The following is a 24,665-nucleotide window of genomic DNA, read 5'->3' on the forward strand; positions in this document are numbered from 1 at the left end:
AACGTAAGCCGCTCACCGGGGAACGGCGACCGGAGAGCGGCCGGGCACGGCCGTGCGGGTGAGGACCGTTCGCCACCCGGGTCTTGACGGGGCGTCGGATGATTGGGTTGAGTGGATGAGCCACTGAGCCACTGGAGGGTGAGATGGAAGCGCTGCCGCGTGAGTCGATCGTGGACGTCCTGGAGGACCGGCTGCGCGAGGAGATCCTCGCCGGCCGCCACCCCGCCGGCACGCTCCTGCCGCCCGAACGGCAGCTCGCCGAGGGGTACGGCGTCACCCGCACCACGCTCAAGCACGCCTTCGGACGGCTCGTGCAGGCCGGTCTGCTGGAGACCCGGCACGGCATCGGCACCCGCGTGCGCGACTACGAGCGGCTCGGCGGCGCCGACCTGCTGCCGATGCTCGTCCGGCACGACGCGCGCTGGCTCGGCGAGATCTTCGAAGTGCGGCACGGCGTGGGCACGTTGATCGCCGGCACTGCCGCCTCGCGCGCCACCGCCGCCCACCGGACCCGGCTGCGGACACGGATCGAGGCCGTCCGCGAGGCCTCCGACCCGGACGCGGTGCAGCTGGCCGACGCCGAGGTGCACCGCGCGCTGGCCCGCGCGACCGGCAACCGCGTCTACGTGCTGCTCACCAACACCCTCTTCAACGCCTACCTGCCGATGCGGCGTCACCTGTCCGGTCCGTTCCAGGACGCGGAGGAGGCGCACGCGCGGCTCGAACCGGTCGTCGCCGCCGTCGAGGCGGGCGACGCGGCGGTGGCCCGCGAGGCCGCCGAGGCCTATCTGACCGCCACCGAACGCATCATGCGCGCCGGGCTGAAGGCGGCGGCCCGGTGAGCGGCGGCTCCCGCGGCACCGTCTTCGCCGAGACGATGACCGGCACCGTCCGGCTGTCCGGCGAGGACCGCGACCTGCCGGTGCGCATGGAACTCACCGTCCGCAGCGACCGGTTGCTGCTCCCCCACCGCACCACGCCCGCCCGGGTCACCGGGCGGCTGCGCATCGCGGGCCGCGCCGACGACCCCGCGGTCACCGGCACCCTGGAGATCTCGCCGCTGGCCCGGCGGCGCATCCACTACCGGCTGGAGTTCACCCTCGACGGGCGCGGTTGCGTCCTCGACGGCTGGAAGTCGGTCACCCCGCGGCACCCGCTGCGGTCGATGACCGTCCTGCCGTTCACGCTCACCCGGGACGGCTCCCCGGAACCGGCCGGCACCGGGACGCTGCGCTTCCGCACCGCCTCCGCCCTCGGGCCGTTCCTCGCGAGCTTCCGCTTCCCGGTCCGCGACGAGGTCCGCGCGCAGTGGGCGCCCCGCTCCGGCGCCGCCGCGGGCCGCACCGAGGTCTGGTACACCACCGCCACCGACCCCGCCACCGGCGCCGGGCTGTGGCTGCACCACGAGATCGTCACCCCGTCCGACGGCGGCGCGGCCCACGCGCACGGCTGGGCGGCCGTCTTCCCCGCCAAGGGCGCGGAGCCCGTCGAGCACGCCCGCTTCGGGCCGGTGCCGTGGACGGCCGCCGACGGGGTGCCGGAGGGCTTCGCGGCCGGCGGCGTCGAGGCCGTGCCGGGGCGGCTGCGCGGCACCGCGGGCGCCCTGTCCTGGGACCTCGCCGAGGACCCCGGGGACGCCGAACCGCTGTGGACCTTCCCCCGCTGGTCGTGGCGGCGGCCGCTGCTCCCGGCGGCGCAGATCGTGCCGGCGCCGCACGCCCACTACACCGGCCGTGTCCGCCACGGCTCCGGCGCACTGGACCTGCGCCGGGCGCCCGGCGCGACCGCACGCATCTACGGGCACGGCAACGCGCGCCGCTGGGCGTGGCTGCACGCGGACCTCGGGGGCGGCGACGTCCTGGAGATCGTGGCCGCCGTCTCCACCCGGCCCGGGCTCGACCGGCTTCCCCCGCTGGTCTTCCTGCGGTTGCGCAAGGACGGCCGCGACTGGCCGCGCGGCGGACTGCGCCCCGCCCTCGGCCGCGCGGGACTGCGGCGCTTCACCGCCGCGATCGGCCTCCCGCAGTGGACCGTCGCCGGCCGCGCCGGCCGGCGGCGCATCACCGTACGGGTCGTCCAGCACCCCGAGCGCACCCTCGCCCTGGACTACGCCGACCCCGACGGCGCCGCCGCCGTCTGCCGCAACAGCGAGACCGCCGACGCCCATGTCCTGCTCGAACGCCGCGCGTCGGGCCGCTGGCACACCGAGGCCGAATGGACCCTGGACGGCACCGCCCACGCGGAGGTCGGCGACCGGTGAGCGCGGTGCGGGGACTGGTGGCAGCCCTGCTGGCGGCCGAGGGCGGGGACGACTGGACCGCCGGGGTGGCCCGGCGGCTGGAGGGTCTGCTCGCGGCGATGCCCGCACCGGCGCGGCACGGATTCCGGGCGGCGGCAGCCGCGGTCGACGGATACGCCAGGACCCGGACCGGGCACGGGCTGGAGCGGCTGACGCCCGACCGGCGGGAGGCGGTGCTGACCGGGCTCGCGGCCCGGCCCGCGCTGCTGCCACTGCTCGACGTGGTGAAGGTGCCGGTCCTGCTGGCGGCCGGGACCGAGCGGATGCTGCGCACGGGCGCACCGGCCGCCGTGCCGGCCGCCCCGCAGGACCCGCCGCTCGACTGCGTGCCCGCCGCGCACTGGCCGGACCGCTCGACCGCGGACGCCGTCGTGATCGGCTCCGGCGCGGGCGGCGCCATGGCGGCCAGGACCCTGGCGCGGGCCGGGTTGCGGGTCCTGGTCCTGGAGGAGGGCCGCCGGCACACCACCGCGGAGTTCGGGCGCCGGGCGCCGCTGGACCGCTTCGCCGAGCTGTACCGGGACGGCGGCGCGACCGTCGCCCTGGGCAGCCCACCGCTCGTCCTACCCACCGGACGTGCCGTCGGCGGCACGACCGTCGTCAACTCCGGTACCTGCTACCGCACCCCGGACCACGTGCTGGCCCGCTGGCGCGAGCGGCACGGGCTCGGCGCCCTCGCGGACGCGGAGCGCTTCGGCGCCCACCTGGACGAGGTCGAACGCACCCTGCGCGTGGCCACCCAGCCGCTCGACGTCCTCGGCCGCAACGGCACGCTCGCCCTGCTCGGCGCCCGCGAACTCGGCTGGCGGGCCGGCCCGCTGCGGCGCAACGCGCCCGGCTGCCGCGGCTCGTGCCAGTGCGTGGTGGGCTGCCCGGCCGGGGCGAAGCAGAGCGTGCAACTGTCGGTGCTGCCGCAGGCGTGCGCCGCCGGGGCGCGCATCGTCACCGGCGCGTCGGTGCGCCGGGTGCTGACCGACCCGGACCGGCCCGGCGGCCCGCGGGCCCGCGGGGTGGTGGTCCGGCGCGCCGACGGCAGCACGCTGGAGATCCTGGCCCCGCTGGTAGTCGTCGCCGCCGGGGCCCTGGAGACCCCGCCGCTGCTGCGCCGCTCCGGCCTCGGACACCATCCGCGGACCGGCCGCAACCTCGCCGTGCACCCGGCGACGAGCGTGGCCGGGCGCTTCGCCGAGCCCGTCGCGGACGGCGGCCCCGCGGTGCTGCAGAGCGCGGGCGTGGAGGAACTGCACGCGGACGGCATCCTCATCGAGGCCACCGCCCCACCGCCGGGCATGGGCTCCTTCGTCCTGCCGGGTGTCGGACGGGAGTTGCGGGCGGAGCTGGAGGACTCGGGCCGGCTGGCCACGTTCGGCGCGATGATCGCGGACCGGCCGGGCGGCCGTGTGCTGGGCCGCGGGCGCCCGCTGCTGCGCTACGACGTCGACCCGCGCGACGGCCGCCGTCTGCTGCGCGCGGTGCGCGCGATGGGCGACCTGCTGTTCGCCGCGGGCGCACAGGAGGTCCTCACGGGCATCCCGGCCGCGCCAAGAGTCCGCAGCCCCGCCGAACTCCACCACGTCCTGACACGTGTGACGGTACGTCAGTTGCATCTGTCGGCGTTCCACCCCACCGGCACCGTGGCCATGGGCGCCGACCCGCGGACCGCGCCCGCCGGACCGGACGGCCGCCTGCGCGGCGTGGCGGGCGTCCACATCGCCGACGCCTCCGCGCTGCCCAGCTGCCCGGAGGTGAATCCGCAGCTCAGCATCATGGCGATGGCGCTGGCCGTGGCGGAGGCGGCGGTGGCCCGGGTCAGCTGAGCCGGAGCACCGCGCAGGTCGTCGTGCCGTGCGCGTACAGCTTGCCGTCGTGCGTGCCGGTGACGCGCGCCTCGGCGGTGGCCGTCGTCCGGCCGACGTGCAGGGCGGTGCCCTCGCAGCGCAGCGTGGGCGTCCCGGCGAGCACCGGCCGGATCATGTGCACCCCCAACTGAACGGTGGTGTACGTCGACCCGGCCGGCAGCCGGGTCATCACGGCGGACCCGAGCGCCGAGTCCAGCAGGGTGGCGAGGAACCCGCCGTGCACGGTGCCCATGGGGTTGATCAGATGGTCCCCGGGGTCGCCCTCGAAGACCGCGTGCCCGTCGCCGACCCCGACGAGCCGGAAGCCGAGCGTGCTCATGATCGAGGAGGCGGGGAACCGCCCGTCCAGCGCGCCCTGGAGGATCTCGCGGCCGGTCATGCCCAGGACCGCGGCCGTCGGCTCGGGCCGGGCCTGCCAGGTGTGCGTGCGCGAACGGGTCGTCGTGGCGGCTTCGTACGTCGTCATGCCGTCGAACCTAGGCGCCACCGCGCCCCACCGGGAGTGCCGCTCCCGGCGGCCTCGATACCGTTTCCGACACCGCGCGGACGACTGCGCGGACCGGTCGCACGGTGCGGGCCTCACCCGCGACGTGGGCGACGCCGCAGGCCACGCCGCAGAACCGCCAGGTGACCCGGCCGCCCCCGCACAGCCGCGCGCCGAAGCACCACCAGGCAACGCGGCCCAACCCTTGCGCCGCCGCTCACTCCATGCCGCGCCTGACAGGACTCCAGAACGGCTTGGTCGGCACCGACCCCTGCGGAAGCCGCGCCGCCCAACCGCCGGGTAAGCCGGCCGATGTGTGCCCATGGCAGCCGACCCCGCACAGCCGCGCACCGCCGCAAGCACGGCACCCAGCCCACGCGCCGACGCTCACACCATGCAGCGTCTGCCAGCAGCCCAGAACGGCTCGGCCGGCACCGATCGCCGCTCCCCACCGCGTTCGCGGACCCCCACATCGCCCACGAGTTGTACCGTGCGGGCCTCGCCCGCGACGTGGGCGCCGCCGCCGGCCAGCAGGCCTCATCCCGCAGCCGCCGGGTGAGCCGACCGCCATACGCCAACGGCAGCCGACCCCGCACAGCCGCGCACCGCCGCGCGGCTCGCACCGAAGTGCCGACGCTCACTCCATGCCGCGCTTGCCGGGGCTCCAGAACGGCTTGGTCAGCACCGACCGGCGTTCCCAGCCGCGTTCGCGGACCAGCACATTGCGCACAAGCTGCACCGTGCGGGCCTCGCCCGCGACGTAGGCGACGCCGCCCGCCGGGTCGTCCGGCAGGTCCAGCGTGCGGACGGCCTCGGCGAGTGCTTCGGAGGCGGCCGCGGAGGCCGCGCCCCGCAGCCGCCAGGTGAGCCGGCCGGCGTGCGCCAGGGGCAGCCGGTCCTCAGCGGTCGCCGTCTCCACGCAGCCGTGCACGGACGCGTCGCCGGGGAGCGCGGCGAGCATGGCGCCCAGCGCCGGCATCGCCGTCTCCTCCCCCACAAAGACGTGGTGCCGGGCCTCCGGGCGGAGCACGAACGACCCTTCCGGCCGGCCCAGCCGCACCCGCGTGCCCACCTCCGCCGCCGCGCCCCAGCGGGCGCCGGGCCCCGGCTCCGGGTGCTCCAGTACGCACACCTCGATCGCCCCCGCCGGGTCGTGGTGCCACACCGAGTACGTCCGCCGGGTCAGCCCGTCCACGTGCACCCGCACCTGCTGCCCCGGCCGGCAGGCCGCCTCGCCCATGCCCGGCCCCTCGATCCGCAGCCGCCGCATGCGGGCGGCCACGCGCTCCACGGACACCACCGTGCCGTGCAGCAGGAACCGGTCGAGCAACCGGTCGCGCAGGGGGGTGCGTTGGCTGCTGATCGCGTTCATTCGGGGGAACTCCTCGCCGCGGGGCCGCAGATGCGGGTCCACCGTAGGTCAGGCGAAGCGTGCGCCGGCCACCGGCCCCGCGCCGGGCGACCGTTCGCGCCGTCCGTCCGGCCACCGCCCGGCGAGCCGCGCCGCGAAGGCGCTGAAACCGGTGTCCGGGTCGGACGGGGTGCCGCCGTCGCCCGGGTCGGGCATCGGGTCGGCGGCCACGATCTCCTGCGCGAGTTCGTCCTCGGAGCGGTCGTCGGGCGGGACGGCACCGGGGGAGCCGTCGGGTGAGAGCCGCAGCCGTTCGCCCCAGGGTGCCACGCAGTGCTGCGCGAGCAGGCCGCTGACGTCGGCGGACACGGCGGGCGGCCGGGTCCAGCACGTCGCGTGCTCGTACAGCACCTGCCCCGGGGCCGGGTCCAGGAGGCCGCGCAGGAGCTGGGGGTCGGCCCCGGCCAGGTCGTAGGCGACGACGACGGTGCCCGGGCGGCCCGGCGCGAAGGGCTCGACGGGCAGTTCGAGGACGCGGGCGGCGGCCAGGCCCATGATCCGGCTGGAGCGGTCGGGCAGTGCCGCCACCGCGCGGGGTGCCGTGCCGGTCGCGGCGAGCGCCAGCCGGAGCCGGTCCAGGGCGGCCCGGCACAGGTCCGGACGGTCCTGGACGTAGGCGTACCGCCCCGTCATGCTCTCGTACCCGTACGGGGACAGGGACGCCAGCACGCCCCCGGTCAGCACGTAGTGCCAGCCGCGCAGGTCCTGCCCGTCCAGGGCGGCGGCCCCGGCCACGGCGTCGGCCCTTGCGAGCAGACGGCGCAGCCGGGCGTCGGCGGGCAGCCACTTCTCGTCGTCGCCCGCGGGCACCGGAAGCCGGGCGGCGGTCTCGCGGGCGAGCGCCAACTCGCCCGCCATCACCGCGTTGTGGGCCAGCAGATAGCGCTCGGGCCAGTCGGCCAGGGCGGTCGCACGCTGCTTCAGCAGCTCCAGCGCCTCACGGTGGCGGTCGTCGTGCTCCAGAGCGGCGACCAGCTCGACCAGGACGCGGCGGGAGTCCGGGGTCCGGCGCAGCGCGGCGCGCAGGGCGGGCACGGCCAGGTACGCGGCGCCCTCCTCCACGCAGGCGTAGCCGTACGCGTAGAGCTCGGCCACGCCGTCCGGTGCGGCGGACAGCGCGGCGGCCGCCGCGGCCAGGTCGCCGGTGCCGGCCCGGCGGGCGAGGGCCTCGACGAGCGGGGCGAGGGCGGCCGGGTCGGCGGTGTCGGCCCGGTCGCGCAGGGCGCGCAGCGCGCCGCCGGTGTCACCGGCGTCGATGAGGCGGCGGATGTCGGTCGTTTCGTGGTTCACGGGTCAGTTCCTCCAGGGGTCCGGGCACGACAGGGCGGGCGGGGGCGGACCCGTGGCAGGAGGGGAGGGACCGGGAACGAGGATGTCCGGCGGCACGGCCGGGGCCTCGGGGTTCACCGAGCGGGGCGGCGCGCGCCCTTCCGGTCGGAGGTGGGGGCGGTCATGTGCCGGATCATCCCCGGCATCTCCCCGGCGGGGCAACCGAATTCACGCCGCGACGGCGGCCGCCCGGCCGGTGCGGAGGGGGGGCCCGCCCGGGCCGCCCCCCTCGTGCAGCCGTCCCCGCGCTACCGCGCCCCGAGCGCCGCGGCGAGCCGGGCCGCCGACGTGCCCAGTCCCCGCGGTCCGGCGGGGGCCTGGGAGATGCCGGGCGGGCGGCGCAGTTCCTCCTCGTCGTAGCGGTGGCAGCCGCGGTGCCAGGCGAGGATGCCCGCGAGCCAGTTCTCCAGCTCGCGCACATGGCGGTCCACGGCCGCGCGGGCCTCCGGGCCGAGGGCGAAGTCGTCGCAGAGCACGGGCAGTTCGTTCGCCGCCACGTGCTGGAACTCCCGCATGCGCCCGGCCATCAGGTCGTGGACGACGGCGAGCGAGGCCTTCTCGTCGCAGTCGAAGAAGTTCTGCACCACCAGCAGGGCGTTGTGGAGCTCGCCCTCGAACTCGATCTCCTTCCGGTACGAGAAGACGTCGTTCAGCAGACCGGCGTAGTCGGCGGCGGAGTTCTCCAGCGACCGCATCGTCCCGCTGCGGTGGACCTCGTCCGGCAGTACCTCACCGTGCCCCAGCCGGCACAGGCTCATCGTCAGCTCGGACCCGAACGTGCGGCGGCGCATCTCCAGGTAGTCGACGGGATCGGGGATGCGGTTCTGCGCCTGGTTGGCCAGCTCCCACAGCCAACTGGCGGTCATGCTCACGACGGCGGCCCGGAGGCGCCGCCGCGCCTCGGGCGCCATCGGCCCGGACGTCCGCGTCCACAGGTCGGCGAGCCCGCGCTCCAGTGCGTCGAGCGGGGCGGGAGCGGGCGTGCCGTCGACCGGCATGAGCGCCGAGAGGCGGTCGTGGGCGGCACGGGCGCCGGCCAGGTCGCGGGTGCGGCCGAAGACGGCGGGGAACCAGTCGTCGGCGTAGGTGCCCCAGGTGAGCCAGTCGGAGCTGAGCTCCAGGTCCTCCGGGGACGCGTCGGGATGGATGCCCGCGGCGCACAGCGCGAAGTCGAACGCGACGAGTTTGCGCTCGTCCCACACGAAGGAGCGGGGAACCCCGGGCTGCGGCTCCAGCATGCCCATCCGGTGCGCCCAGTCGACGACATGGCGCCGCGCCGCGTCCAGGTGCGGGCTGAGCCCGGCAGGGAACGGCATGGGGAAGTCGGGCAGCGGGAGCGGCCCGGCCCGCCGCGGCCGGTGGGTGAAGGCCCGCGCGCGGGCGGCCTCGGCGCGCCCGGTGGTCCCCACCGTGCCGGCCGACAGCCCGATCCCGCCGGGCAGCGCGAAGGGCGACCAGCCCGGGCGGGCGGGGGCTCCCGCGCCGCCGCCGTTCATGTAGCGGCTGGACCGCATGTGCCACTCGTGGCCGCCGGCCTGCCAGTCCTGGAGGCCCTTGATGTACGCGAGCACGGCGGCGCCCTGCGCCGCGTCGAGTCCGTGCTCGGCGCACAGCGGCGGCAGTTCGGTCACCGCGGTGTTCTCGAACTGGTGCAGCCGGGAGGTGAGCAGGTCGTTGACGGAGTCCGCCGCCTCCTGGGTCGTGCAGCCCAGGAAGGTCTCCAGGACGAGCACACCGTTGCTGAGCTCGCCCTCCTCCTCGGTCTCGCGCTGGTACGAGAACAGGTCATTGCGCAGATGGACCGCGTCGGAGAAGGCGTCCCGCAGCACGAGCATCGGCCGCGACCCGGCGATCGCGGCGGGCACCTCGGCCCCGGCCGCGTACTCCACCAGGCCCGCGGACCACGGCGCGCCGCCGACCTTGCGCCGCATCTCGATGTACTCCACCGGGTTGGGCACCCGGCCCGCATTGATGTTGGACAGCTCCCACAGCGACTCGTTGAGCAGGTGCTCGGTGCTCTCCGCGAACCTCCGCCGCCAGTCCGGCGACATGGCGGGCACGGTGCGCCGCCACAGGTCGGCGAGCCCCGCCTCGACCGGGTTGACCGGCTCCGGCACGTCCTGCGCCAGGTCCATCGGCATGAAGGCGGGCAGCCGGTCGAGGTAGGCCTTGCCCCCGCGACGGTCCTGGGAGCGCTTGAACGTCTCCAGGAAGTGGTCGTCGAAGAAGAAGACCCACACGTACCAGTCCGTCACCAGGGAGAGTTCCGGTCCCGGGCAGTCGGGGTGCGTGTAGGCGCACAGCAGCGCGTAGTCGTGCGCGTCGAGGTCGGCGGTGTCCCAGATGCCCGAGCCCTCCAGCATCCCCATGTCCCGCGCCCAGGTACGGGAGTGCTCCCGCGCCTCCTCCAGATGGGGGTTCAGTCGCGCCGGGTACGGCAGGTAGAAGTCGGGCAGTTCAAATGGCTGCGTCACTCGTTCAGCGCTACCCAGGCGGGTGGGGGCTATCCGGCAGAACCGTCATGTCACACGAAGGGGTGATGAACCGAACATGACGCCGCGACCCGGGTGGCGTTCGGGACGCCTCCGGGGCCGCGGCGTGCTCGTGCACGGCAGGGCCGGCCGCCGACCGGTCAGGCCGGGTGGCCCAGCTTGTCGTCCCTGCCGTGGTGGCCGTCCCCGCCGTGGTGGTCGAAGTGGTCGGGGTGGTCGCCCCACCCGCGGCACAGGGCCCAGATGATGAAGATGTCGATCGCGATCATCAGGAAGGCCCAGAACGGCGTGTAGGGCAGCCAGGCGAAGTTGACCAGGATGTTGAACGCGATCAGCGCCACACCCGCGACCCGTGCCCATTTCGGCGCGCTGGAGAGCAGCGCCGTGCCGACGATGAGGACGAGGACTCCCAGCACGAGGTGGATCCAGCCCCAGGCCGTCAGGTTCCACTTGAAGATGTAGTGGCCCAGCCGGACCCAGACGTCGTCCTTGGCGATGGCGGAGATGCCCTCGAGGATGGCCCAGACACCGGAGACCATCATCAGGACGCCCGCGAACACGGTCCCGCCGGTCGCCCAGCCCGAGTGGTGGTGCGGTTGCTTGACCGACTGCGTCTGCTGGCTCATCACAACGCTCCCATCGCGTCGGTGGCTGACTCCTCACACGGTCCGCCCGTGCCGGCCGTTCGGCCATCCGCGCTGAGCCGTCCGGGTGACGCGGGAGCGGCGCCGCCCCGCCCGCGGGATGATCGGTCCATGGCAACCACACTCCGGCTGTCCCAGCAGCCCGAGGCCGACGCGCTGCTCGGCCGCAGCCCGCTCGCCGCCCTCGTCGGCATGCTCCTCGACCAGCAGATCCCGATGGAATGGGCCTTCACCGGCCCCTGGACCCTCGCCACGCGCATGGGCCGCGACGACCTGGACGCCCACGAGATCGCGGCGTACGACCCCGAGGCCTTCGTCGCCCTGTTCTCCGAGAAGCCGGCCGTGCACCGGTACCCGGGCTCGATGGCCAAGCGCGTCCAGCAGCTGTGCCAGTACCTCGTCGAGCACTACGACGGCGACGCCGAGGCGGTCTGGCGCGGCGTACGCGACGGCAAGGAGCTGCTGCGCCGGCTGGGCGACCTGCCCGGCTACGGCAAGCAGAAGGCGCAGATCTTCCTGGCCCTGCTCGGCAAGCAGCTCGGCGTCACCCCCGAGGGCTGGCGCGAGGCCGCCGGCTCCTACGGCGACCAGGGCTCGTTCCGCTCCGTGGCCGACATCACCGGCCCGGAGTCCCTGGACAAGGTGCGCGCCTTCAAGCAGGAGGCCAAGCGCGCGGCGAAGGCGGCCCAGCCCGAGAAACCCGCGAAACCCCAGAAGAAGGGCTAGCGGCGCCGCCGCCGCTTGGACGTGCCGAAGAGGGACCGGGTGATCTCGCGCCCGATCTGCGTGCCGACGGAGCGGGCCAGCGACTGGAAGACGCCGCTGCCCATCACCTGCTCCACGACGCCCGGTTCCTCCTTCGGCCCCCGCTCGCGTTCCCCGGGTTCCCGGGACGCGGACGGAGGAGGAGCCGCCTGCGCCGCGGCCCGTTCGCTCAGGCGCTCGTACGCCGACTCCCGGTCCACCGCCTGGGCGTAGCGCGGGTACAGCGCCGAGCCCTTGACCGCCGCGTCCAGCGCCTCGGGGGCGACCGGTCCCATCAGCGACCGCGGCGGCCGCAGCCGGGTGGCGGCGACCGGGGTGGGGGCGCCGTTCTCGCCGAGCACCGTGACCACCGCCTCGCCGGTGCCGAGACCGGTGAGCAGTTCCTCCAGGTCGTAGGGGGAGACCGGGAAGGTGCGGACCGTCGCCTTGAGCGCCTTGGCGTCCTCCGGGGTGAAGGCGCGCAGCGCGTGCTGGACCCGGTTGCCGAGCTGGCCCAGCACCTCGGCGGGCACGTCCTTCGGCGTCTGCGTCACCAGAAAAATCCCCACGCCCTTGGAGCGGATCAGCCGCACCGTCTGCGTGATCGCCTCCAGGAAGGCCTTGCTCGCCCCGTTGAAGAGCAGGTGCGCCTCGTCGAAGAAGAAGACGAGTTTCGGCCGCTCCAGGTCGCCGGCCTCGGGCAGTTCCTCGAAGAGGTCCGCCAGCAGCCACATCAGGAACGTCGAGAACAGCCGCGGCCGGTCCTGCACGGCCGCGAGTTCCAGTACGGACACGATTCCGCGTCCGTCCCCCTCCGCCGTCCGCAGCAGCTCGGCCGTGTCGAACTCCGGCTCCCCGAAGAAGGGGCCGGCGCCCTCCGCCTCGAAGGCCGTCAGCGAGCGCAGGATGACCCCGGCGGTCGCCGGCGAGATCCCGCCGATCCCCCTGAGCTCGCCCTTGCCCTCGTCCGAGGTGAGGAAGGCGACCACGGCCCGCAGGTCCTTGAGGTCGACCAGCTCCAGGCCCTTGCTGTCCGCGTAGTGGAAGATCAGGCCGAGGGACTGCTCCTGCGTCGTGTTGAGCCCGAGCACCTTGGAGAACAGCACCGGGCCGAAGCTCGTCACCGTGGCCCGCACCGGAATGCCGGGGCCGATGCCGCCGAGGGCGTAGAACTCGGCGGGGCAGCCCTGCGGCGACCACTCCTGGCCGGTCTCGGCGGCGCGCCGCGCCACGCGGTCCCCCGCCGTCCCGGGCGCGCAGACACCGGAGACGTCGCCCTTCACATCGGCGAGGAAGACGGGGACGCCCTGGGCCGACAGCTGCTCCGCGATCAGCTGGAGCGTCTTGGTCTTGCCGGTGCCGGTCGCGCCGGCGACGAGCCCGTGCCGGCTGAGCATGCCCAGCGGGACGCGGACGGGGGCGTCCGGAAGGCATCGTCCGTCCCACAGGAGCGCCCCGAGATCGAGCGCCGGTCCGGTGAACGCGTACCCCTGGGCGATGGCCCGGGCGGCGTCGGGCGTCGTCGGCGTGGTCATGGGCTGCTCCGCTGCTCCCGCTATCACCGTATTTGCCCACCATCGCACTCCTGCGCCATTGCTGCGCCCGTACGCCCTTGCCCGGTAGGCTTTCCGTGTGATCTTCAAGCGCATCGGAAACGGGCGGCCGTATCCCGACCACGGCCGGAAAAGCACCCGTGAATGGGCGGACGTCGCCCCACGTCCGGTACGCCTCGACCAGTTGGTCACCACGAAGGGGCAACTCGACCTGGAGACCCTGCTCGCCGAGGACTCGACGTTCTACGGGGACCTGTTCGCCCACGTGGTGAAGTGGCAGGGCGACCTGTACCTGGAGGACGGGCTGCACCGCGCCGTGCGCGCGGCGCTCCAACAGCGCCAGGTGCTGCACGCGCGCGTGCTGGAGATGGACTGACGCCGGTCCGGTCCGCATCGGCCCGGACCGGTGAGGCGGCACTTTCGGGCCGGTCCTGACATCCGTTCAGCCGATTGTTGACCCTTTCGGGTTCAAGTCGTCCCGATTGGCCGCGATTGGTTGATCGTTTAGTAGGCCAAGTCGGAATCCCGCACTACGCTGCGCACATGAGCATGCTGACGCCCCCTGGCATGGGCGGGAAGTACCGTGTCACCGGGAACCAGTACCCACGAATGCGCCGTCCGCGGAGCCGGTTCAGGATCGTGACGGTACTGGTCACGACCGTCGCCGTGCTCGGCCTCGCCGGCTGGGGCACGCTGCAGCTGGTCGATGTCTTCGACGGCGACGCCGCGGCCAAGGGCAGGACCGCGCAGGCGGCCAACGCCTCCAAGGAGCGGGCCTGCAAGGCCGCCGCCCCCGCGCCCAGTACGTCCGGCGCCAAACCCACCGCCTTCCCCGAGCCCGGGCAGCTCACGGTCAACGTCTACAACGCGACCCCCAAGAGCGGCCTCGCCAAGAAGACCGCCGACCAGCTCGCCGCCCGGGGCTTCAAGATCGGCACCTTCGGCAACGCCGACCCCACGTACGACCGCAAGGTCACCGCCGCCGCCCTGCTGCTCGGCGGCTCCGGCACGAAGGCCGAGGCGGCCATGAAGCTGGTCGGCGCCCAGTTCAAGGGCACCACCACCCTCAAGCCCGCCGGCCCGAAGAGCAAGCACGCGGCCAACACCGTCGACCTGATGATCGGCAAGGGCTTCACCACGCTCGCCGCCGAAAGGGTCGTCAAGCAGAACCTCGTCGTCCTCGCCAAGCCGAGCACGGCCCCCCGGCCCGCCGGCTGCTAGGGCGGGGGCACCCGCCCCCCGCAACAACGTCAGGGCGGTACCGGCCCCGGTACCGCCCTGACATCCGCGCAGGCGGCCCGCTAGCCCGCGGTGCCGTAGAGGCGGTCGCCCGCGTCGCCGAGGCCCGGGACGATGTAGCCGCTCTCGTTGAGGTGGCTGTCGACGGCGGCGGTGACGACGGTGACCGGCTTGCCCGCCAGGGCCCGCTCCATGGCCTCGACGCCCTCCGGGGAGGCGAGCAGCACCACGGCCGTCACGTCGTCCGCGCCGCGCTCGATCAGCAGGTCGATCGCGGCGATCAGGGTGCCGCCGGTGGCCAGCATCGGGTCCAGCACGTACACCTGCCGGCCGGACAGGTCCTCCGGCATGCGCGTGGCGTAGGTCTTGGCCTCCAGCGTCTCCTCGTCGCGGATCATCCCGAGGAAGCCGACCTCCGCGGTCGGCAGCAGGCGCACCAGACCCTCCAGCATGCCGAGGCCGGCGCGCAGGATCGGCACGACCAGCGGCCGCGGGTGGGAGAGCCGTACGCCCGTGGTCCGCGCCACCGGCGTCGTGATGTCGACCTGCTCGGTGCGCACGTCACGGGTGGCCTCGTAGGCGAGCAGGGTGACCAGCTCGTCGGCCAGCCGCCGGAAGGTCGGCGAGTCGGTGCGCTCGTCGCGCAGCGTGGTGAGTTTGTGCGCCACCAGAGGGTGGTCGACGACATGGATCCGCATGCCCACGACTTTAACGGCGTGGCCCGCGCCGGGCAGAAACGGCCGCCCGGAGCGCCTGTGCAAAGGGCCGCATTGAAACCACACTGAAGGGGGAAGACGAGCCATTGCGCCCGGACCGTCCCGCCCGGGCCCCGCGGATCACTAGAGGTGGTGCCCCATGGGGGAGCACGACGACGGTGGCGCCGACGAGAGCGACGCCCGTACCCAGCAGGAGCGCGACGCGGAACGCAGAAGGCGGCGCGCGATGTTCCTGCGGGAGCTGAACGAGGCCAAGGAACTCCGCGACCGCGTGCAGCCGCGCAGGGCGCGCGCGGCGCGGGCGCGCCAGCAGATGCGGATGCGCACCTTCCGCTGGTAGGCCACCGGGACGGGCGAACCACCCCCGCCGGAGCTGTTCCGGCGGGTCCGCGCAGGCCGCCGCAGGGAAAAAGCCGGAAGCCCTGGCACGCGGCACGCGCGGAAGACCCTTCGCAAAGCCGAGGTTTCTGCCACGATGCCGAGTGTGGGCGGGGACCCCGAGCTGATCATCCGGCTCCCGCCCGAAAGTCCGGACGGCCTGAGACCTGTGGGAGAGTCACGGTGTATTTCGCCGCACTGCTCGCGCGCACCGAGGACGGTTGGGAAGCGCGCGAGACCGATCTCGACGATGTGGAAACCCTCGGCGACCTGACCGAGGTGGCCCGCGCCGCCTCGACCGAGGAGGATACGGTCCTGGTCTTCATCGAGCAGGAGGACGCCTGGTTCGGCGTCGTCCGCGTCGACGGTGAGGAGGACCCCCGGATCTACGTGTCCGACGCCGCGGCGGCGGCCCGCAGCTCCTACGGCGAGATCCTGCTCACCGACGAGCTGCTCGGGCGCGACCCCGAGGACCTGGACGAGATCGTCGACCTCGACGGCACCGAGGAGGGTGACAGCGAGGAACTCGACGACGACGTGGTGCCGGGGCCGAAGGAGGTACACGTCCCCGTGGGCCCCCTCGGCGACGCCGAGCTCCTCAAGGACCTGGGGATGGACGACAAGGAGCTGCTCGCGCTCAGCGGCGACGGCGCGCTGACGGGCGAGGCCCTCGGCGAGATCGCCGACTCGCTGGGCTGCGCGGACGTTCTGGAGGCGGTCCGCTGACCGACCCGCTCCGCGACCCCTGGGCCGAGCCCATGCGGCTCGCCCTCCACGAAGCGACCCTCGCCCCGCGCACCGGCGACGTGCCGGTGGGCGCGGTCGTGCTGTCCGCGGACGGCACGGTCATCGGCCGGGGCCGCAACGAACGGGAGGCGGCCGGCGACCCGACCGCCCACGCTGAGGTCCTGGCGATCCGCGAGGCCGCCAGGACGGCCGGTTCCTGGCGGCTGGGCGGCTGCACGCTGGTCGTGACCCTGGAGCCGTGCACCATGTGCGCGGGCGCCGTGGTCCTGTCCCGGCTGGACCGTGTGGTCTACGGCGCCCTCGACGAGAAGGCCGGCGCGGCCGGTTCGCTCTGGGACCTGGTGCGCGACCGGCGCCTGAACCACCGCCCGGAAGTGATCTCCGGGGTGCTCGCGGAGGAGTGCGGTGAGCTGCTCACGCGCTTCTTTCGCACAAACGATTTCGGAGCACACCCGGACGTCCGCTAAGCTCTCCCTCGGTAGCGTGTCCGAGCGGCCTAAGGAGCACGCCTCGAAAGCGTGTGAGGGGGCAACTCCTCCGTGGGTTCAAATCCCACCGCTACCGCTCTGAGCAGGTGAAGGGCGGCGACCAGGAAGTTTCCTGGTCGCCGCCCTTCGGCTTTGGCAACCGCCGCGGAACCCCCACGGCCCGGAAATCGCTCGGCCCCGTACTCCCGCGAGTGACAGACTCCTCTCTTGATCATGGGGGGGCACACGGCCCCGCGGACCTGGGAGGGGTTCAGCTGTGCGCAGGACGAAGTGGGCTGCCGCCGCGGCAGCGGTCATCGCGCTCGGAGCCGCGGGCTGCGACACCGGCACCGGAGCGGCTGCCGCCCCGCTGTCACCGCGGCCCACGGGCACGGGACCGCTGACGAGGCAGGTCGTACGGGCGGACCTCGACACCGCCGCGGCGGACGCGGAGGTACCGGCGAGCGAACCGGAGTACTCGGGGCTGAACGAGGACGCCCCGGCGGGCACGCCGCGGTCGTGCGGCCTCGGCTACAAGGCCGTCGGCCGGCAGACCGCGATCGCCACCGAGCGCTACGACGCGCTCGTGCGCGAGCTGCGCGAACGTGACTGGCGGCAGCGGCAGGAGCCCGTGCGGCACAAGGACAGAACCGGTGGGATCTACGACATCCGCGTGATCCTCCAGCAGCGCGGCTGGACCATGGTCGCGGAGTACAGCGGCAGCATGAAGGGGATCGTCACCCTGCTGGCGTACGACGACGCGTGCATGAAGCAGATCGGCGCGAGCGTGCGTCCGATCGGCTGACGACCCGGCAGCCGCAGTTGCCGGGCCCCGCGTCGTCGCCGGCCTGCCGCCCGCGCCGTCACCCAGGTGACGACGGTGACCGGCCCGAAGCCGGACGGCGCGATCAGGTCGACCTCGAAGGTCGCCGTACGCCCGGGCGCGACATCACCGATCGCCGGAGGCCCGGCAGCCGGAGCTGCCGGGCCTGCCGCCCGCGCCGCGGATCAGTCCTCGTCGCGCGTCACCCGGGTGGTGACGGTCGCGACGTTGTTCTCCGGGTCGGGGTCAGGCGTGCCGGTGACGGCACGGGCCGTCGAGATGACCGGACCGAGGCGGGACGGAGCGGTCAGGTCGACCTCGAAGGTCGCCGTACGCCCGGGCGCCAGATCGCCGATGGTCCACACGACCCGCTGGATCGACGGGTGCGGGCCGCCGCCGCTGAGGAACCGCACACCGCCGGAGGCGGCGCGGGTGCTCGCCCCCCACCAGGTGATGTCGGGGACGGGGCCGTCCTCGGGGCCCGGGCCCGGATCGTCCTCAAAGGGGCGTCCGCGGCCGAGGAGCTCCAGCGTGGCGGCCACGCCGGTGGCGGTGTCCGGGCCGTTGTTGACCACCCGCACGGTGTACGTCATCGGGCCGCGCGGCCCGACCCCCTCGGGCGCGCTGAGGGTGATCTGCACATCGGCGGTGCCGCCCGTGGCCGCGAGACCCGTGCCGGACAGCGCCGCGCTGCGGACGCCCGCGGTGGTGTCCACGGTCAGCGCGGCGGTGCGCGGCCCGGCCGCCGTGGGCCGGAAGGTCACGGCGATCGTGCAGTGCGCCCGCGGGGCGAGGGTGCCCGCGCAGGTGCCGGTGCCGAGCGCGAAGTCCGCGGTGTCCGCGCCGGACAGGGTCACGCCGTTCACGGTCCGGGGCGTGGTGCCGCGGTTGGTGAGCGTGAACGTCCGTGCCGCGCCGGTGGTGTTCAGCGGTGCGCTGCCGAAGTCCAGGCTCGCCGGGCTCAGCGCGATGTCGGGCGTGGCGATGCCCAGGTTCAGGTCGCTGGGTCCGGCCACCCCGTTGCCGAAGGCCACCGTGGCCGAGGAGGTCGCGGTCGGGCCGGAGGGGGCGGCGGCCACCCGTGCCGTGTAGGAGAGGGTCACCGTCCCTCCGGCGGCCAGGGTGCCGCCGGACGCGGCACCCGCGCCGGTGCCGAGCCGCGCGGTGACCGACGTCGCGGTGACGGTGACGGTGTCCGGCGGCGGCGTGGCACCGTCGACCCGGACGTTCGTCACGCCGGTGAGATTGGTGAGGGTGTCGGTGAGGACGACGCCCGTGGCGGGGGCGTCGCCGGTGTTCACCACGGAGCGCGAGACGGCGACGGCGTCCCCGGGGGCGAGGCCGCCGCCGTCGACGTCGGTGATGCTCGACGTCCTGAACTCGGGCTGGGCGGCCTGGGGGTAGCTGAAGCCGTACGCCAGGGCGACGCCCGCGGTGCCGCGGCCGCCGGTGAACCTGCCGTCCGCGGTGGTCGCCCCCGGCTGCCAGGCGCTGTCGCCGACGGCGGCGAACTCCCCGGCGCCGATGGTCACCGGTGACCCCTGGGTCGCCCCGCTGTCGACGCGGACCCCGACCGGGGAGGCCGCGGCGCCGACGGCGTCGTCGAGCAGACCGCCGACCCGTACCGTCCGTGCCGCCGCGGCCGCGATCTGCGGGACCGCGGCACGCGGGGTGTCGCCGTCCTCGACCAGGGCGGCGGGACCGGCGACGAGCACCACGCGCTTGGGGACCGCGCCCTTGGCGGCGCCCCCGGTGTAGGTGGCGGCGAGCCGCCAGCGGGTCGCGGTGCCCCCGTCGACGGTGCCGGTGAAGGTGGCGTCGGCGGCCCGGCCGGTGAAGTCGGCCGGCACCTGTGCCATGGCGATGGTGCGGCCGCCGACGGTCGTGGTGGTGACGGCGGCGTCCGGCAGGGTCACGGACGTCGTGCCGTCGCCGAAGTGGTAGGCACTGGCGACGCCCGCCGGGTCGGCGGGAGCGCTGTCGGAGGAGAAGAACACGACACCGGCGTCGAGCGTGCTGCCCTTCGGGGGCTCCGCCGCGAGCCGTGCGCCGGTGCCGCCCGCGCCGCCGGCGTGGGCGAAGCCGTCGCCCGCCGTCGTCACGGTCCGCTGCAGCGTCAGCGGGGACACGGGGGTGCCGGTCCCGGCGGCCGCGGCCGGCAGGACGGCGGGCAGCCCGAGCGCGAGCAGTGCCGGGGCGACGACGGCGGCCGCGACACGGGGGAGGGACAAGCGTCGGGATATCTGACGCACGGTCAAGGAAACCTCCGCAAAGTGGCGCGGTCGTGGGGGGACGCAGCGCGTTTTCCGTATGGTGATCAGTCAATTACGCACCGTAGGGGCGGGGGAATGCCCCTGCCACCGGGCGTCCGCATCCGGGTGATCACCGGGCGGGCCGCTCCGCGGACGCGGGAACTGACGGCCCGGAAGGCGGCACGGGAGCCGGGCCCGCTGACGCCCCGTCGGCCCCGCGCCGGGCGGCGCGGCACGACCCCGCGCACGGCCCCGCGCACGGCCGTCCGGGCAGGCCGCGGGGGCGTTGCGGGCCCGCCCGCGAGGCGCCGCGGCCACCTCTCGGGAGCACCTGCGAAGAGCCTGAGGTGACGCCACATGAGACCGCCTGATTAGCCCATCCGGTGGATACACTCCAGCCATGGCGCAGGCGAAGAAAGTCACCATGTACGTCCTCGTGGTCTTCGTGCTCTATACGATCATCACGTCGCCCGGACGTGCCGCTGATCTTGTACAGGTGGGCTTCCAGGGCATATCGGACGCCGCCAAGGGCGTCGGTGAGTTCATGACCGCGCTGATCAACTGATCGGCCACGACCTCGAGGAGCCGGCGCCATGATTCGCCACCTGGTCCTGTTCAAGCTCAACGAGGGCGTCGAACGCGACGACCCGCGCGTGGTGGCGGGCGTGCGGGCCTTTGAGCAGCTCGACGGCCTGATCCCGGAACTCCTCTCCTGGGAGCTCGGCTGGAACATCTCGCCGCGCCCCATCGCCTACGACTTCGCCCTCAACGCCTCGGTCGCCGACGAGAGCGACCTCGCCGCCTATCTGTGGCACCCCGCCCACCAGGCAGGAGTGGCGCAGTGGCAGGAATTCGCCACATGGGTGGTCGCCGACTACGTCGTCGAGTGACGGCCCCGGCCGACCCCGGTCCCGAACAGCCCTTCGCCCGCCGGGCGGAGGGCTTTTTCGTCTAGCACCGCGCCTCGCTTGCACACAGTGCACATGAATTGTGATGCTATGACCGCTTTTGCCGGATGAGTGGACCGATGAGGAGTGGCATGCCCGTGTCGGCCCGTACGGCGTCACCAGCAATTCCCGGCGACGACAGCGGGACCGGTACGGAGGACGCCCGGGGCGAGGGAGGGAGCGGCCGGGACGGCCGGCGGATCCACAGTGCCCGGGAGGCCGCGGACGGCCACGACGGGCGGGAGCCCGCCGGTGACGCGAAGGACACGGCGGTCCCCGACGCCCAGGACGGTCACGCCGCTCCGGAGGCCGGGGAGTCCCAGGAGGGCGGATCCGGTCCCGACGGCACGGGCCGCCCGGTCGGCCGGCCCGGCGGGACCCGCTCCGGGACCACCAACACCAACGCGATCGAGGCACGGGCCCTGACCCAGGTGCTGTTCGAGCAGCTGACCGGGCTGGAGCCGGGGACCCCGGACCACGCGCGCGTGCGGGCCGCCCTGATCGAGGTCAACCTTCCGCTGGTGCGGTACGCGGCGGCGCGCTTCCGCAGCCGCAACGAGCCGATGGAGGACGTCGTCCAGGTCGGCACGATCGGGCTGATCAACGCGATCGACCGGTTCGACCCGGAGCGCGGTGTGCAGTTCCCGACCTTCGCGATGCCGACCGTGGTCGGCGAGATCAAACGTTACTTCAGGGACAACGTCCGCACCGTCCACGTACCCCGCCGGCTGCACGAGCTGTGGGTGCAGGTCAGCGGCGCCATCGAGGACCTGACGGTGGCCCACGGGCGGACCCCCACCACCGCCGAGATCGCCGAGCGGCTGAAGCTGTCCGAGGACGAGGTGCTGGCCTGCCTGGAGGCAGGGCGGGCCTACCACGCGACCTCGCTGGAGGCGGCGCAGGAGGGCGGGGAGGGGTCGCCGGGGCTGCTGGACCGGCTCGGTTACGAGGACCCGGCGCTGACCGGGGTCGAGCACCGCGACCTCGTACGGCATCTGCTGGTGCAGCTGCCCGAGCGCGAGCGGCGGATCCTCCTGCTGCGCTACTTCGGCAATCTGACCCAGTCCCAGATCAGTGCGGAACTGGGGGTTTCGCAGATGCATGTGTCGCGTTTGCTGTCCCGGAGCTTCGCTCGGCTGCGATCCGCAAATCAGCTCGAATCGTAACCTTTGCGGGCGACCCTCCCTGCGGAAATAAGTCGACATGGCGCTACAGCGTGTTGCCGACATGTGACATTCTGCGGGAACAGCGTTTGTCGCGGTCCGGCCTCCGGTATTCCAGTGGAGGAACGAACCGTCGCCCGCGACACCCGTCCGCGACCTCAAGGGGGTGGCATGTCCGTAGAAGTGGGCAGTCCGAAGGTGCTGAACACCGAGGCGCCGCACGATGCTCCTGTCGACAGCCTCGACATCGCCGGTCCCGCCGTCGTCGACACCCGTACGCTGTCCCGCTCGCTGTTCCTGCGGCTCTCCGAGCTGACGGACGACAGCCCCGAGCGGGCCTATGTGCGGGACACGCTCATCGAACTCAACCTCCCGCTCGTGCGGTACGCGGCGGCGCGCTTCCGCAGCCGCAACGAGCCGATGGAGGACATCGTCCAGGTCGGCACGATCGGTCTCATCAAGGCCATCGACCGCTTCGACTGCAACCGCGGTGTGGAGTTCCCGACCTTCGCGATGCCCACCATCGTCGGCGAGGTCAAGCGCTTCTTCCGCGACACCTCGTGGTCGGTGCGGGTACCGCGCCGGCTCCAGGAGCTGCGGCTGGCGCTGACCAAGACCAGCGACGAGCTCGCGCAGAAGCTGGACCGCTCGCCGACCGTCGCCGAACTCGCCGTCGCGCTGGGCGTGTCGGAGGAGGACGTGGTCGACGGCCTCGCGGTCGGCAACGCCTACACCGCCAGCTCGCTGGACTCCCCGCCGCCGGAGGACGACGGCGGCGAGGGCTCGCTCGCCGACCGGCTGGGCTACGAGGACGCCGCGCTGGAGGGCGTGGAGTACCGCGAGTCGCTCAAGCCGCTGCTCGCCCAACTCCCGCCGCGCGAAAGGCGGATCATCATGCTCCGCTTCTTCGCCAACATGACCCAGTCGCAGATCGGCGAGGAGGTCGGCATCTCCCAGATGCACGTCTCCCGGCTGCTGACCCGCACGTTGGCGCAGCTGCGCGAGGGACTCACCGCGGAGCACTGAGCCGTTGCCCGGACCGGCCGTGACGGATGCGCCGGTTCGGGCCCTCGGTACTGACGGTTCGTCATTACACTGGTGCGATGGCGCACATACCGACCGGTCGGCGGGGCGCACTCGCCGCGGCCTCGGCCGCCGTCGTCTGCCTCGGCACCTTCGCCGCCCTGGGCCCGGACTGCGAGAGCGCGGGAGCGGGCCGGGTCGCGCTCGGCGCCCCCGGCCCCGCGGGCAGTGCCGCGATGAACATGCCCACGGCCACCGCGCCGTCCCCGGTGCCCTCGGCGACACCGCCCGGTTCGCCGGACGGAGCCGCCCACCTGGCGGTGGGCGCGGTGGTCCGTACCGCCACCGGGGACCGCTGGTGCGAGAACGTCACGGTGACACTGGCCAACACCGGTGACAGCCCGGCCACTTCGGGCACGCTGCTGTTCGGCACCCACATCATCGGCCCGCTCGGCATCGACTGGGCCACGATCGGGAGCAGCGACCCGGTGCCGGTGCCTCTCGCGGGCGGGGCGCGGTCCATGCGCACGTGGACGGTGTGCGTCGACGCCTGGCGCGTCCCCCCGGGCATGCACGCCGAGACCCGGGACGTCTCCGTCCGGGTCCCGTGAGCGCGCGAACGCGGTGGGCCGGGCGCCCGGCGGGGCGCGCACCTTCAGCAGGCCGGGCGCACACTCCCGCCTCGAACCGGCGGCACTGTTCCGGTGACCGGGCGGCCCGGGCACCGGTGACGGGTCAGGACAGGGCGAACCAGGCGACGGCGGCCACGACCACGACGGCCGCGATGATGCCGACGATCAGTCCCGTCCGGTTGCCGCCGCCCGAGGCCTGGGCCTGCGCGGGCTCCTCGTCGACGAAGGCGCGGAACATCTGGGTGTTGCCGGCCGGGTCGTAATTGTTGTCAGGGGTAGTCATGGTGCAGGACCCTAGCGAAGTCCTGTCGGGCCGGTCACCCCTGGGGCCCGGACAACCGGGGAACGGGTGCGGGAATACCGCCCGTCGAAACGGTGTCGCACGTTCCATGGCACTCATCGGCAGTTCTGATCTCGATGTCTTCCCCCTCTCCCTCGGCGGCAACGTCTTCGGCTGGACGGCCGACAAGGAGACCTCCTTCGCCGTCCTGGACGCGTACACCGCGGCCGGCGGCAACTTCGTCGACACCGCGGACGCCTACTCGGCCTGGGTCCCCGGGCACAGCGGCGGCGAGTCCGAGCGCCTGATCGGCGCATGGCTGGCCGGGCGCGGGCGGCGCGACGACGTGATCGTCGCCACCAAGGTCGGCTCGCACCCGGACTTCAAGGGGCTGAAGGCCGAGACGATCAAGTCCGCGGCGGAGGAGTCGCTGCGCCGGCTCGGCACGGACCACATCGACCTCTACTACACGCACTTCGACGACGTCGAGACGCCGGTGGAGGAGATCGTCGGCGCGATGGACGCGCTGGTCCGCGAGGGCAAGGTGCGGTACATCGCCGCGTCCAACATCAGCCCGGAGCGGCTGACGGCCTCGCTGGAGTTCTCCGACCGGGAGGGCCTGGCGAAGTACGTGGCGCTCCAGCAGCACTACAACCTGGTGGAGCGGGAGTACGAGGGGGCGCTGCGCGAGGTGGTGCGGGCGCACGGGCTGGCCTCGGTCCCGTACTTCGGCCTGGCCCGCGGCTTCCTCACCGGCAAGTACCGGCCCGGCGTCGCGGTGGACAGCCCCCGCGCGGGCGCGGCAGGTGCCTACCTGGAGTCCGCACGCGGCCCGCGCGTGCTGGCCGCGCTGGACGAGGTGGCCGCCGCGCACGGCGCCGAGCCGGCGAGCGTGGCGCTGGCCTGGGTGCGGTCCCGGCCGACGGTCGTGGCACCGATCGCCAGCGCCCGGACGCCCGAGCAGCTGCCCGCGCTGCTGGCCTCGGCGGAGCTGGAGCTGACCGCCGAGGAGCTGGAGCTGCTCACCGAGGCATCCGCCTGACCTGCGCTTTACCGCCCGGCCCGCCTTCTTGACCGGAGGCGGGCCGTTCCTTTTGGACTTTTTTTACCCGAAAGAATTTGCCTGCAGCAACCAAACAATCTTACGGTTGCTCAAGGCAACCAATAGTCCGAAGGGAAGGCG

Annotated in this window: 25 protein-coding genes and 1 tRNA gene; 17 read left to right on the forward strand and 9 right to left on the reverse strand. The window is 73.8% G+C overall.

The genetic code is table 11. The features are described 5' to 3' along the window. The first annotated feature begins 143 nt into the window (after positions 1 to 143). Genes ABZ883_RS09355 through ABZ883_RS09365 form a run of 3 tightly spaced genes read left to right on the forward strand, consistent with a single transcriptional unit; the run spans position 144 to position 4,116 of the window. Positions 144 to 842, forward strand: coding sequence for a GntR family transcriptional regulator (locus tag ABZ883_RS09355; protein WP_360904146.1), 699 nt, complete (start codon positions 144 to 146; stop codon positions 840 to 842). After that, positions 839 to 2,260: a hypothetical protein gene (locus ABZ883_RS09360; RefSeq protein ID WP_360904149.1), complete on the forward strand. Its 1,422-nt coding sequence runs from the start codon at positions 839 to 841 to the stop codon at positions 2,258 to 2,260. Before ABZ883_RS09355 ends, ABZ883_RS09360 begins: the two co-directional genes overlap by 4 nt. Next, positions 2,257 to 4,116: a GMC family oxidoreductase gene (locus ABZ883_RS09365; protein ID WP_360904152.1), complete on the forward strand. Its 1,860-nt coding sequence runs from the start codon at positions 2,257 to 2,259 to the stop codon at positions 4,114 to 4,116. Before ABZ883_RS09360 ends, ABZ883_RS09365 begins: the two co-directional genes overlap by 4 nt. Here ABZ883_RS09365 and ABZ883_RS09370 read toward each other — a convergent pair. The 5 genes from ABZ883_RS09370 to ABZ883_RS09390 all read right to left on the reverse strand — a co-directional run bounded on the left by ABZ883_RS09370 (position 4,109) and on the right by ABZ883_RS09390 (position 10,500). Further along, entirely contained in the window at positions 4,109 to 4,624 is a 516-nt protein-coding gene (locus tag ABZ883_RS09370; protein WP_360904155.1) for a PaaI family thioesterase, read from the reverse strand. The two genes, ABZ883_RS09365 and ABZ883_RS09370, sit on opposite strands and share 8 nt — an antisense overlap. Before the next feature lie 655 nt (positions 4,625 to 5,279). Next, positions 5,280 to 6,014: a siderophore-interacting protein gene (locus ABZ883_RS09375; RefSeq protein ID WP_360904158.1), complete on the reverse strand. Its 735-nt coding sequence runs from the start codon at positions 6,012 to 6,014 to the stop codon at positions 5,280 to 5,282. Positions 6,015 to 6,062: 48 nt separating this feature from the next. Continuing rightward, on the reverse strand, positions 6,063 to 7,343 hold the full coding sequence (locus tag ABZ883_RS09380; protein WP_360904161.1) for a hypothetical protein: 1,281 nt from the start codon (positions 7,341 to 7,343) through the stop codon (positions 6,063 to 6,065). 287 nt (positions 7,344 to 7,630) lie between these two features. Beyond that, positions 7,631 to 9,856, reverse strand: a complete 2,226-nt coding sequence (locus tag ABZ883_RS09385; protein WP_360904164.1) for a terpene synthase family protein — start codon at positions 9,854 to 9,856, stop codon at positions 7,631 to 7,633. Positions 9,857 to 10,014: 158 nt separating this feature from the next. Then, positions 10,015 to 10,500: a hypothetical protein gene (locus tag ABZ883_RS09390; RefSeq protein WP_360904167.1), complete on the reverse strand. Its 486-nt coding sequence runs from the start codon at positions 10,498 to 10,500 to the stop codon at positions 10,015 to 10,017. Between the two features lie 129 nt (positions 10,501 to 10,629). On the opposite strand from ABZ883_RS09390, the gene ABZ883_RS09395 reads away from it, so the two are divergent. Then, positions 10,630 to 11,244 carry an HhH-GPD-type base excision DNA repair protein gene (locus ABZ883_RS09395; protein ID WP_360904170.1) on the forward strand — a complete coding sequence of 205 codons (615 nt, stop codon included), beginning with the start codon at positions 10,630 to 10,632 and terminating at the stop codon, positions 11,242 to 11,244. On the opposite strand, the gene ABZ883_RS09400 is transcribed toward ABZ883_RS09395, so the two are convergent. Next, positions 11,241 to 12,797 (reverse strand): helicase HerA-like domain-containing protein, encoded by a 1,557-nt coding sequence (locus ABZ883_RS09400; protein WP_360904173.1) that lies wholly within the window; start codon positions 12,795 to 12,797, stop codon positions 11,241 to 11,243. The two genes, ABZ883_RS09395 and ABZ883_RS09400, sit on opposite strands and share 4 nt — an antisense overlap. Positions 12,798 to 12,894: 97 nt before the next feature. Here ABZ883_RS09400 and ABZ883_RS09405 point away from each other — a divergent pair, with 97 nt between their 5' ends. Next, complete coding sequence (locus tag ABZ883_RS09405) at positions 12,895 to 13,191, forward strand: type II toxin-antitoxin system VapB family antitoxin (RefSeq protein ID WP_319134963.1); 297 nt, start codon at positions 12,895 to 12,897, stop codon at positions 13,189 to 13,191. A 167-nt stretch (positions 13,192 to 13,358) separates the two neighbouring features. Then, positions 13,359 to 14,036 carry a LytR C-terminal domain-containing protein gene (locus tag ABZ883_RS09410; protein WP_360904176.1) on the forward strand — a complete coding sequence of 226 codons (678 nt, stop codon included), beginning with the start codon at positions 13,359 to 13,361 and terminating at the stop codon, positions 14,034 to 14,036. Positions 14,037 to 14,116: 80 nt separating this feature from the next. On the opposite strand, the gene upp is transcribed toward ABZ883_RS09410, so the two are convergent. Next, positions 14,117 to 14,752: a uracil phosphoribosyltransferase gene (gene upp, locus ABZ883_RS09415; RefSeq protein WP_360904179.1), complete on the reverse strand. Its 636-nt coding sequence runs from the start codon at positions 14,750 to 14,752 to the stop codon at positions 14,117 to 14,119. Between the two features lie 157 nt (positions 14,753 to 14,909). Between upp and ABZ883_RS09420 the strand changes: the two genes are divergently transcribed. The 5 genes from ABZ883_RS09420 to ABZ883_RS09440 all read left to right on the forward strand — a co-directional run bounded on the left by ABZ883_RS09420 (position 14,910) and on the right by ABZ883_RS09440 (position 17,167). Further along, the gene (locus ABZ883_RS09420) at positions 14,910 to 15,110 is read left to right on the forward strand and encodes a hypothetical protein (RefSeq protein ID WP_360904182.1); all 201 of its coding nucleotides are present in this window, start codon (positions 14,910 to 14,912) and stop codon (positions 15,108 to 15,110) included. Between the two features lie 221 nt (positions 15,111 to 15,331). Then, positions 15,332 to 15,874 carry a hypothetical protein gene (locus ABZ883_RS09425; protein WP_360904185.1) on the forward strand — a complete coding sequence of 181 codons (543 nt, stop codon included), beginning with the start codon at positions 15,332 to 15,334 and terminating at the stop codon, positions 15,872 to 15,874. A 32-nt stretch (positions 15,875 to 15,906) separates the two neighbouring features. Next, positions 15,907 to 16,362, forward strand: coding sequence for a tRNA adenosine(34) deaminase TadA (gene tadA, locus ABZ883_RS09430; RefSeq protein ID WP_360904188.1), 456 nt, complete (start codon positions 15,907 to 15,909; stop codon positions 16,360 to 16,362). A 10-nt stretch (positions 16,363 to 16,372) separates the two neighbouring features. Further along, positions 16,373 to 16,459, forward strand: a tRNA-Ser gene (locus tag ABZ883_RS09435). A 180-nt stretch (positions 16,460 to 16,639) separates the two neighbouring features. Next, positions 16,640 to 17,167 carry a hypothetical protein gene (locus ABZ883_RS09440; RefSeq protein ID WP_360904191.1) on the forward strand — a complete coding sequence of 176 codons (528 nt, stop codon included), beginning with the start codon at positions 16,640 to 16,642 and terminating at the stop codon, positions 17,165 to 17,167. A gap of 203 nt (positions 17,168 to 17,370) precedes the next feature. On the opposite strand, the gene ABZ883_RS09445 is transcribed toward ABZ883_RS09440, so the two are convergent. Further along, positions 17,371 to 19,416 carry a choice-of-anchor D domain-containing protein gene (locus tag ABZ883_RS09445; protein WP_360904194.1) on the reverse strand — a complete coding sequence of 682 codons (2,046 nt, stop codon included), beginning with the start codon at positions 19,414 to 19,416 and terminating at the stop codon, positions 17,371 to 17,373. 421 nt (positions 19,417 to 19,837) lie between these two features. On the opposite strand from ABZ883_RS09445, the gene ABZ883_RS09450 reads away from it, so the two are divergent. The 5 genes from ABZ883_RS09450 to ABZ883_RS09470 all read left to right on the forward strand — a co-directional run bounded on the left by ABZ883_RS09450 (position 19,838) and on the right by ABZ883_RS09470 (position 23,181). Further along, positions 19,838 to 20,002, forward strand: a complete 165-nt coding sequence (locus tag ABZ883_RS09450; RefSeq protein ID WP_319663804.1) for a hypothetical protein — start codon at positions 19,838 to 19,840, stop codon at positions 20,000 to 20,002. 28 nt (positions 20,003 to 20,030) lie between these two features. After that, positions 20,031 to 20,327 carry a Dabb family protein gene (locus ABZ883_RS09455; protein WP_360904198.1) on the forward strand — a complete coding sequence of 99 codons (297 nt, stop codon included), beginning with the start codon at positions 20,031 to 20,033 and terminating at the stop codon, positions 20,325 to 20,327. Between the two features lie 149 nt (positions 20,328 to 20,476). Further along, positions 20,477 to 21,550 carry a SigB/SigF/SigG family RNA polymerase sigma factor gene (locus tag ABZ883_RS09460; RefSeq protein ID WP_360904201.1) on the forward strand — a complete coding sequence of 358 codons (1,074 nt, stop codon included), beginning with the start codon at positions 20,477 to 20,479 and terminating at the stop codon, positions 21,548 to 21,550. A gap of 168 nt (positions 21,551 to 21,718) precedes the next feature. Beyond that, positions 21,719 to 22,573 (forward strand): RNA polymerase sigma factor SigF, encoded by an 855-nt coding sequence (locus ABZ883_RS09465; protein WP_360904204.1) that lies wholly within the window; start codon positions 21,719 to 21,721, stop codon positions 22,571 to 22,573. Positions 22,574 to 22,650: 77 nt separating this feature from the next. Beyond that, positions 22,651 to 23,181, forward strand: a complete 531-nt coding sequence (locus ABZ883_RS09470) for a hypothetical protein (protein WP_360904207.1) — start codon at positions 22,651 to 22,653, stop codon at positions 23,179 to 23,181. A 124-nt stretch (positions 23,182 to 23,305) separates the two neighbouring features. On the opposite strand, the gene ABZ883_RS09475 is transcribed toward ABZ883_RS09470, so the two are convergent. Beyond that, a complete protein-coding gene (locus ABZ883_RS09475) occupies positions 23,306 to 23,485 on the reverse strand; it encodes a hypothetical protein (RefSeq protein ID WP_360904210.1) in 180 nt (59 codons plus the stop codon). Positions 23,486 to 23,591: 106 nt separating this feature from the next. On the opposite strand from ABZ883_RS09475, the gene ABZ883_RS09480 reads away from it, so the two are divergent. Further along, complete coding sequence (locus ABZ883_RS09480) at positions 23,592 to 24,524, forward strand: aldo/keto reductase (RefSeq protein WP_360904213.1); 933 nt, start codon at positions 23,592 to 23,594, stop codon at positions 24,522 to 24,524. Positions 24,525 to 24,665 lie beyond the last annotated feature (141 nt).

It is taken from the genome of Streptomyces sp. NPDC046977 (genome assembly GCF_040644455.1).
Taxonomy (GTDB): Bacteria; Actinomycetota; Actinomycetes; order Streptomycetales; family Streptomycetaceae; genus Actinacidiphila.

What these genes read in the sequence shown, in the direction of transcription:
- ABZ883_RS09355 (WP_360904146.1), top strand. Translation starts at nt 144, where the DNA reads ATGGAAGCGCTGCCGCGTGAGTCGATCGTGGACGTCCTGGAGGACCGG.
- ABZ883_RS09370 (WP_360904155.1), bottom strand. Translation starts at nt 4,624, where the DNA reads ATGACGACGTACGAAGCCGCCACGACGACCCGTTCGCGCACGCACACC.
- ABZ883_RS09375 (WP_360904158.1), bottom strand. Translation starts at nt 6,014, where the DNA reads ATGAACGCGATCAGCAGCCAACGCACCCCCCTGCGCGACCGGTTGCTC.
- ABZ883_RS09390 (WP_360904167.1), bottom strand. Translation starts at nt 10,500, where the DNA reads ATGAGCCAGCAGACGCAGTCGGTCAAGCAACCGCACCACCACTCGGGC.
- ABZ883_RS09395 (WP_360904170.1), top strand. Translation starts at nt 10,630, where the DNA reads ATGGCAACCACACTCCGGCTGTCCCAGCAGCCCGAGGCCGACGCGCTG.
- ABZ883_RS09400 (WP_360904173.1), bottom strand. Translation starts at nt 12,797, where the DNA reads ATGACCACGCCGACGACGCCCGACGCCGCCCGGGCCATCGCCCAGGGG.
- ABZ883_RS09410 (WP_360904176.1), top strand. Translation starts at nt 13,359, where the DNA reads ATGAGCATGCTGACGCCCCCTGGCATGGGCGGGAAGTACCGTGTCACC.
- upp (WP_360904179.1), bottom strand. Translation starts at nt 14,752, where the DNA reads ATGCGGATCCATGTCGTCGACCACCCTCTGGTGGCGCACAAACTCACC.
- ABZ883_RS09420 (WP_360904182.1), top strand. Translation starts at nt 14,910, where the DNA reads ATGGGGGAGCACGACGACGGTGGCGCCGACGAGAGCGACGCCCGTACC.
- tadA (WP_360904188.1), top strand. Translation starts at nt 15,907, where the DNA reads ATGCGGCTCGCCCTCCACGAAGCGACCCTCGCCCCGCGCACCGGCGAC.
- ABZ883_RS09450 (WP_319663804.1), top strand. Translation starts at nt 19,838, where the DNA reads ATGGCGCAGGCGAAGAAAGTCACCATGTACGTCCTCGTGGTCTTCGTG.
- ABZ883_RS09455 (WP_360904198.1), top strand. Translation starts at nt 20,031, where the DNA reads ATGATTCGCCACCTGGTCCTGTTCAAGCTCAACGAGGGCGTCGAACGC.
- ABZ883_RS09460 (WP_360904201.1), top strand. Translation starts at nt 20,477, where the DNA reads ATGCCCGTGTCGGCCCGTACGGCGTCACCAGCAATTCCCGGCGACGAC.
- ABZ883_RS09465 (WP_360904204.1), top strand. Translation starts at nt 21,719, where the DNA reads ATGTCCGTAGAAGTGGGCAGTCCGAAGGTGCTGAACACCGAGGCGCCG.
- ABZ883_RS09470 (WP_360904207.1), top strand. Translation starts at nt 22,651, where the DNA reads ATGGCGCACATACCGACCGGTCGGCGGGGCGCACTCGCCGCGGCCTCG.
- ABZ883_RS09475 (WP_360904210.1), bottom strand. Translation starts at nt 23,485, where the DNA reads ATGACTACCCCTGACAACAATTACGACCCGGCCGGCAACACCCAGATG.
- ABZ883_RS09480 (WP_360904213.1), top strand. Translation starts at nt 23,592, where the DNA reads ATGGCACTCATCGGCAGTTCTGATCTCGATGTCTTCCCCCTCTCCCTC.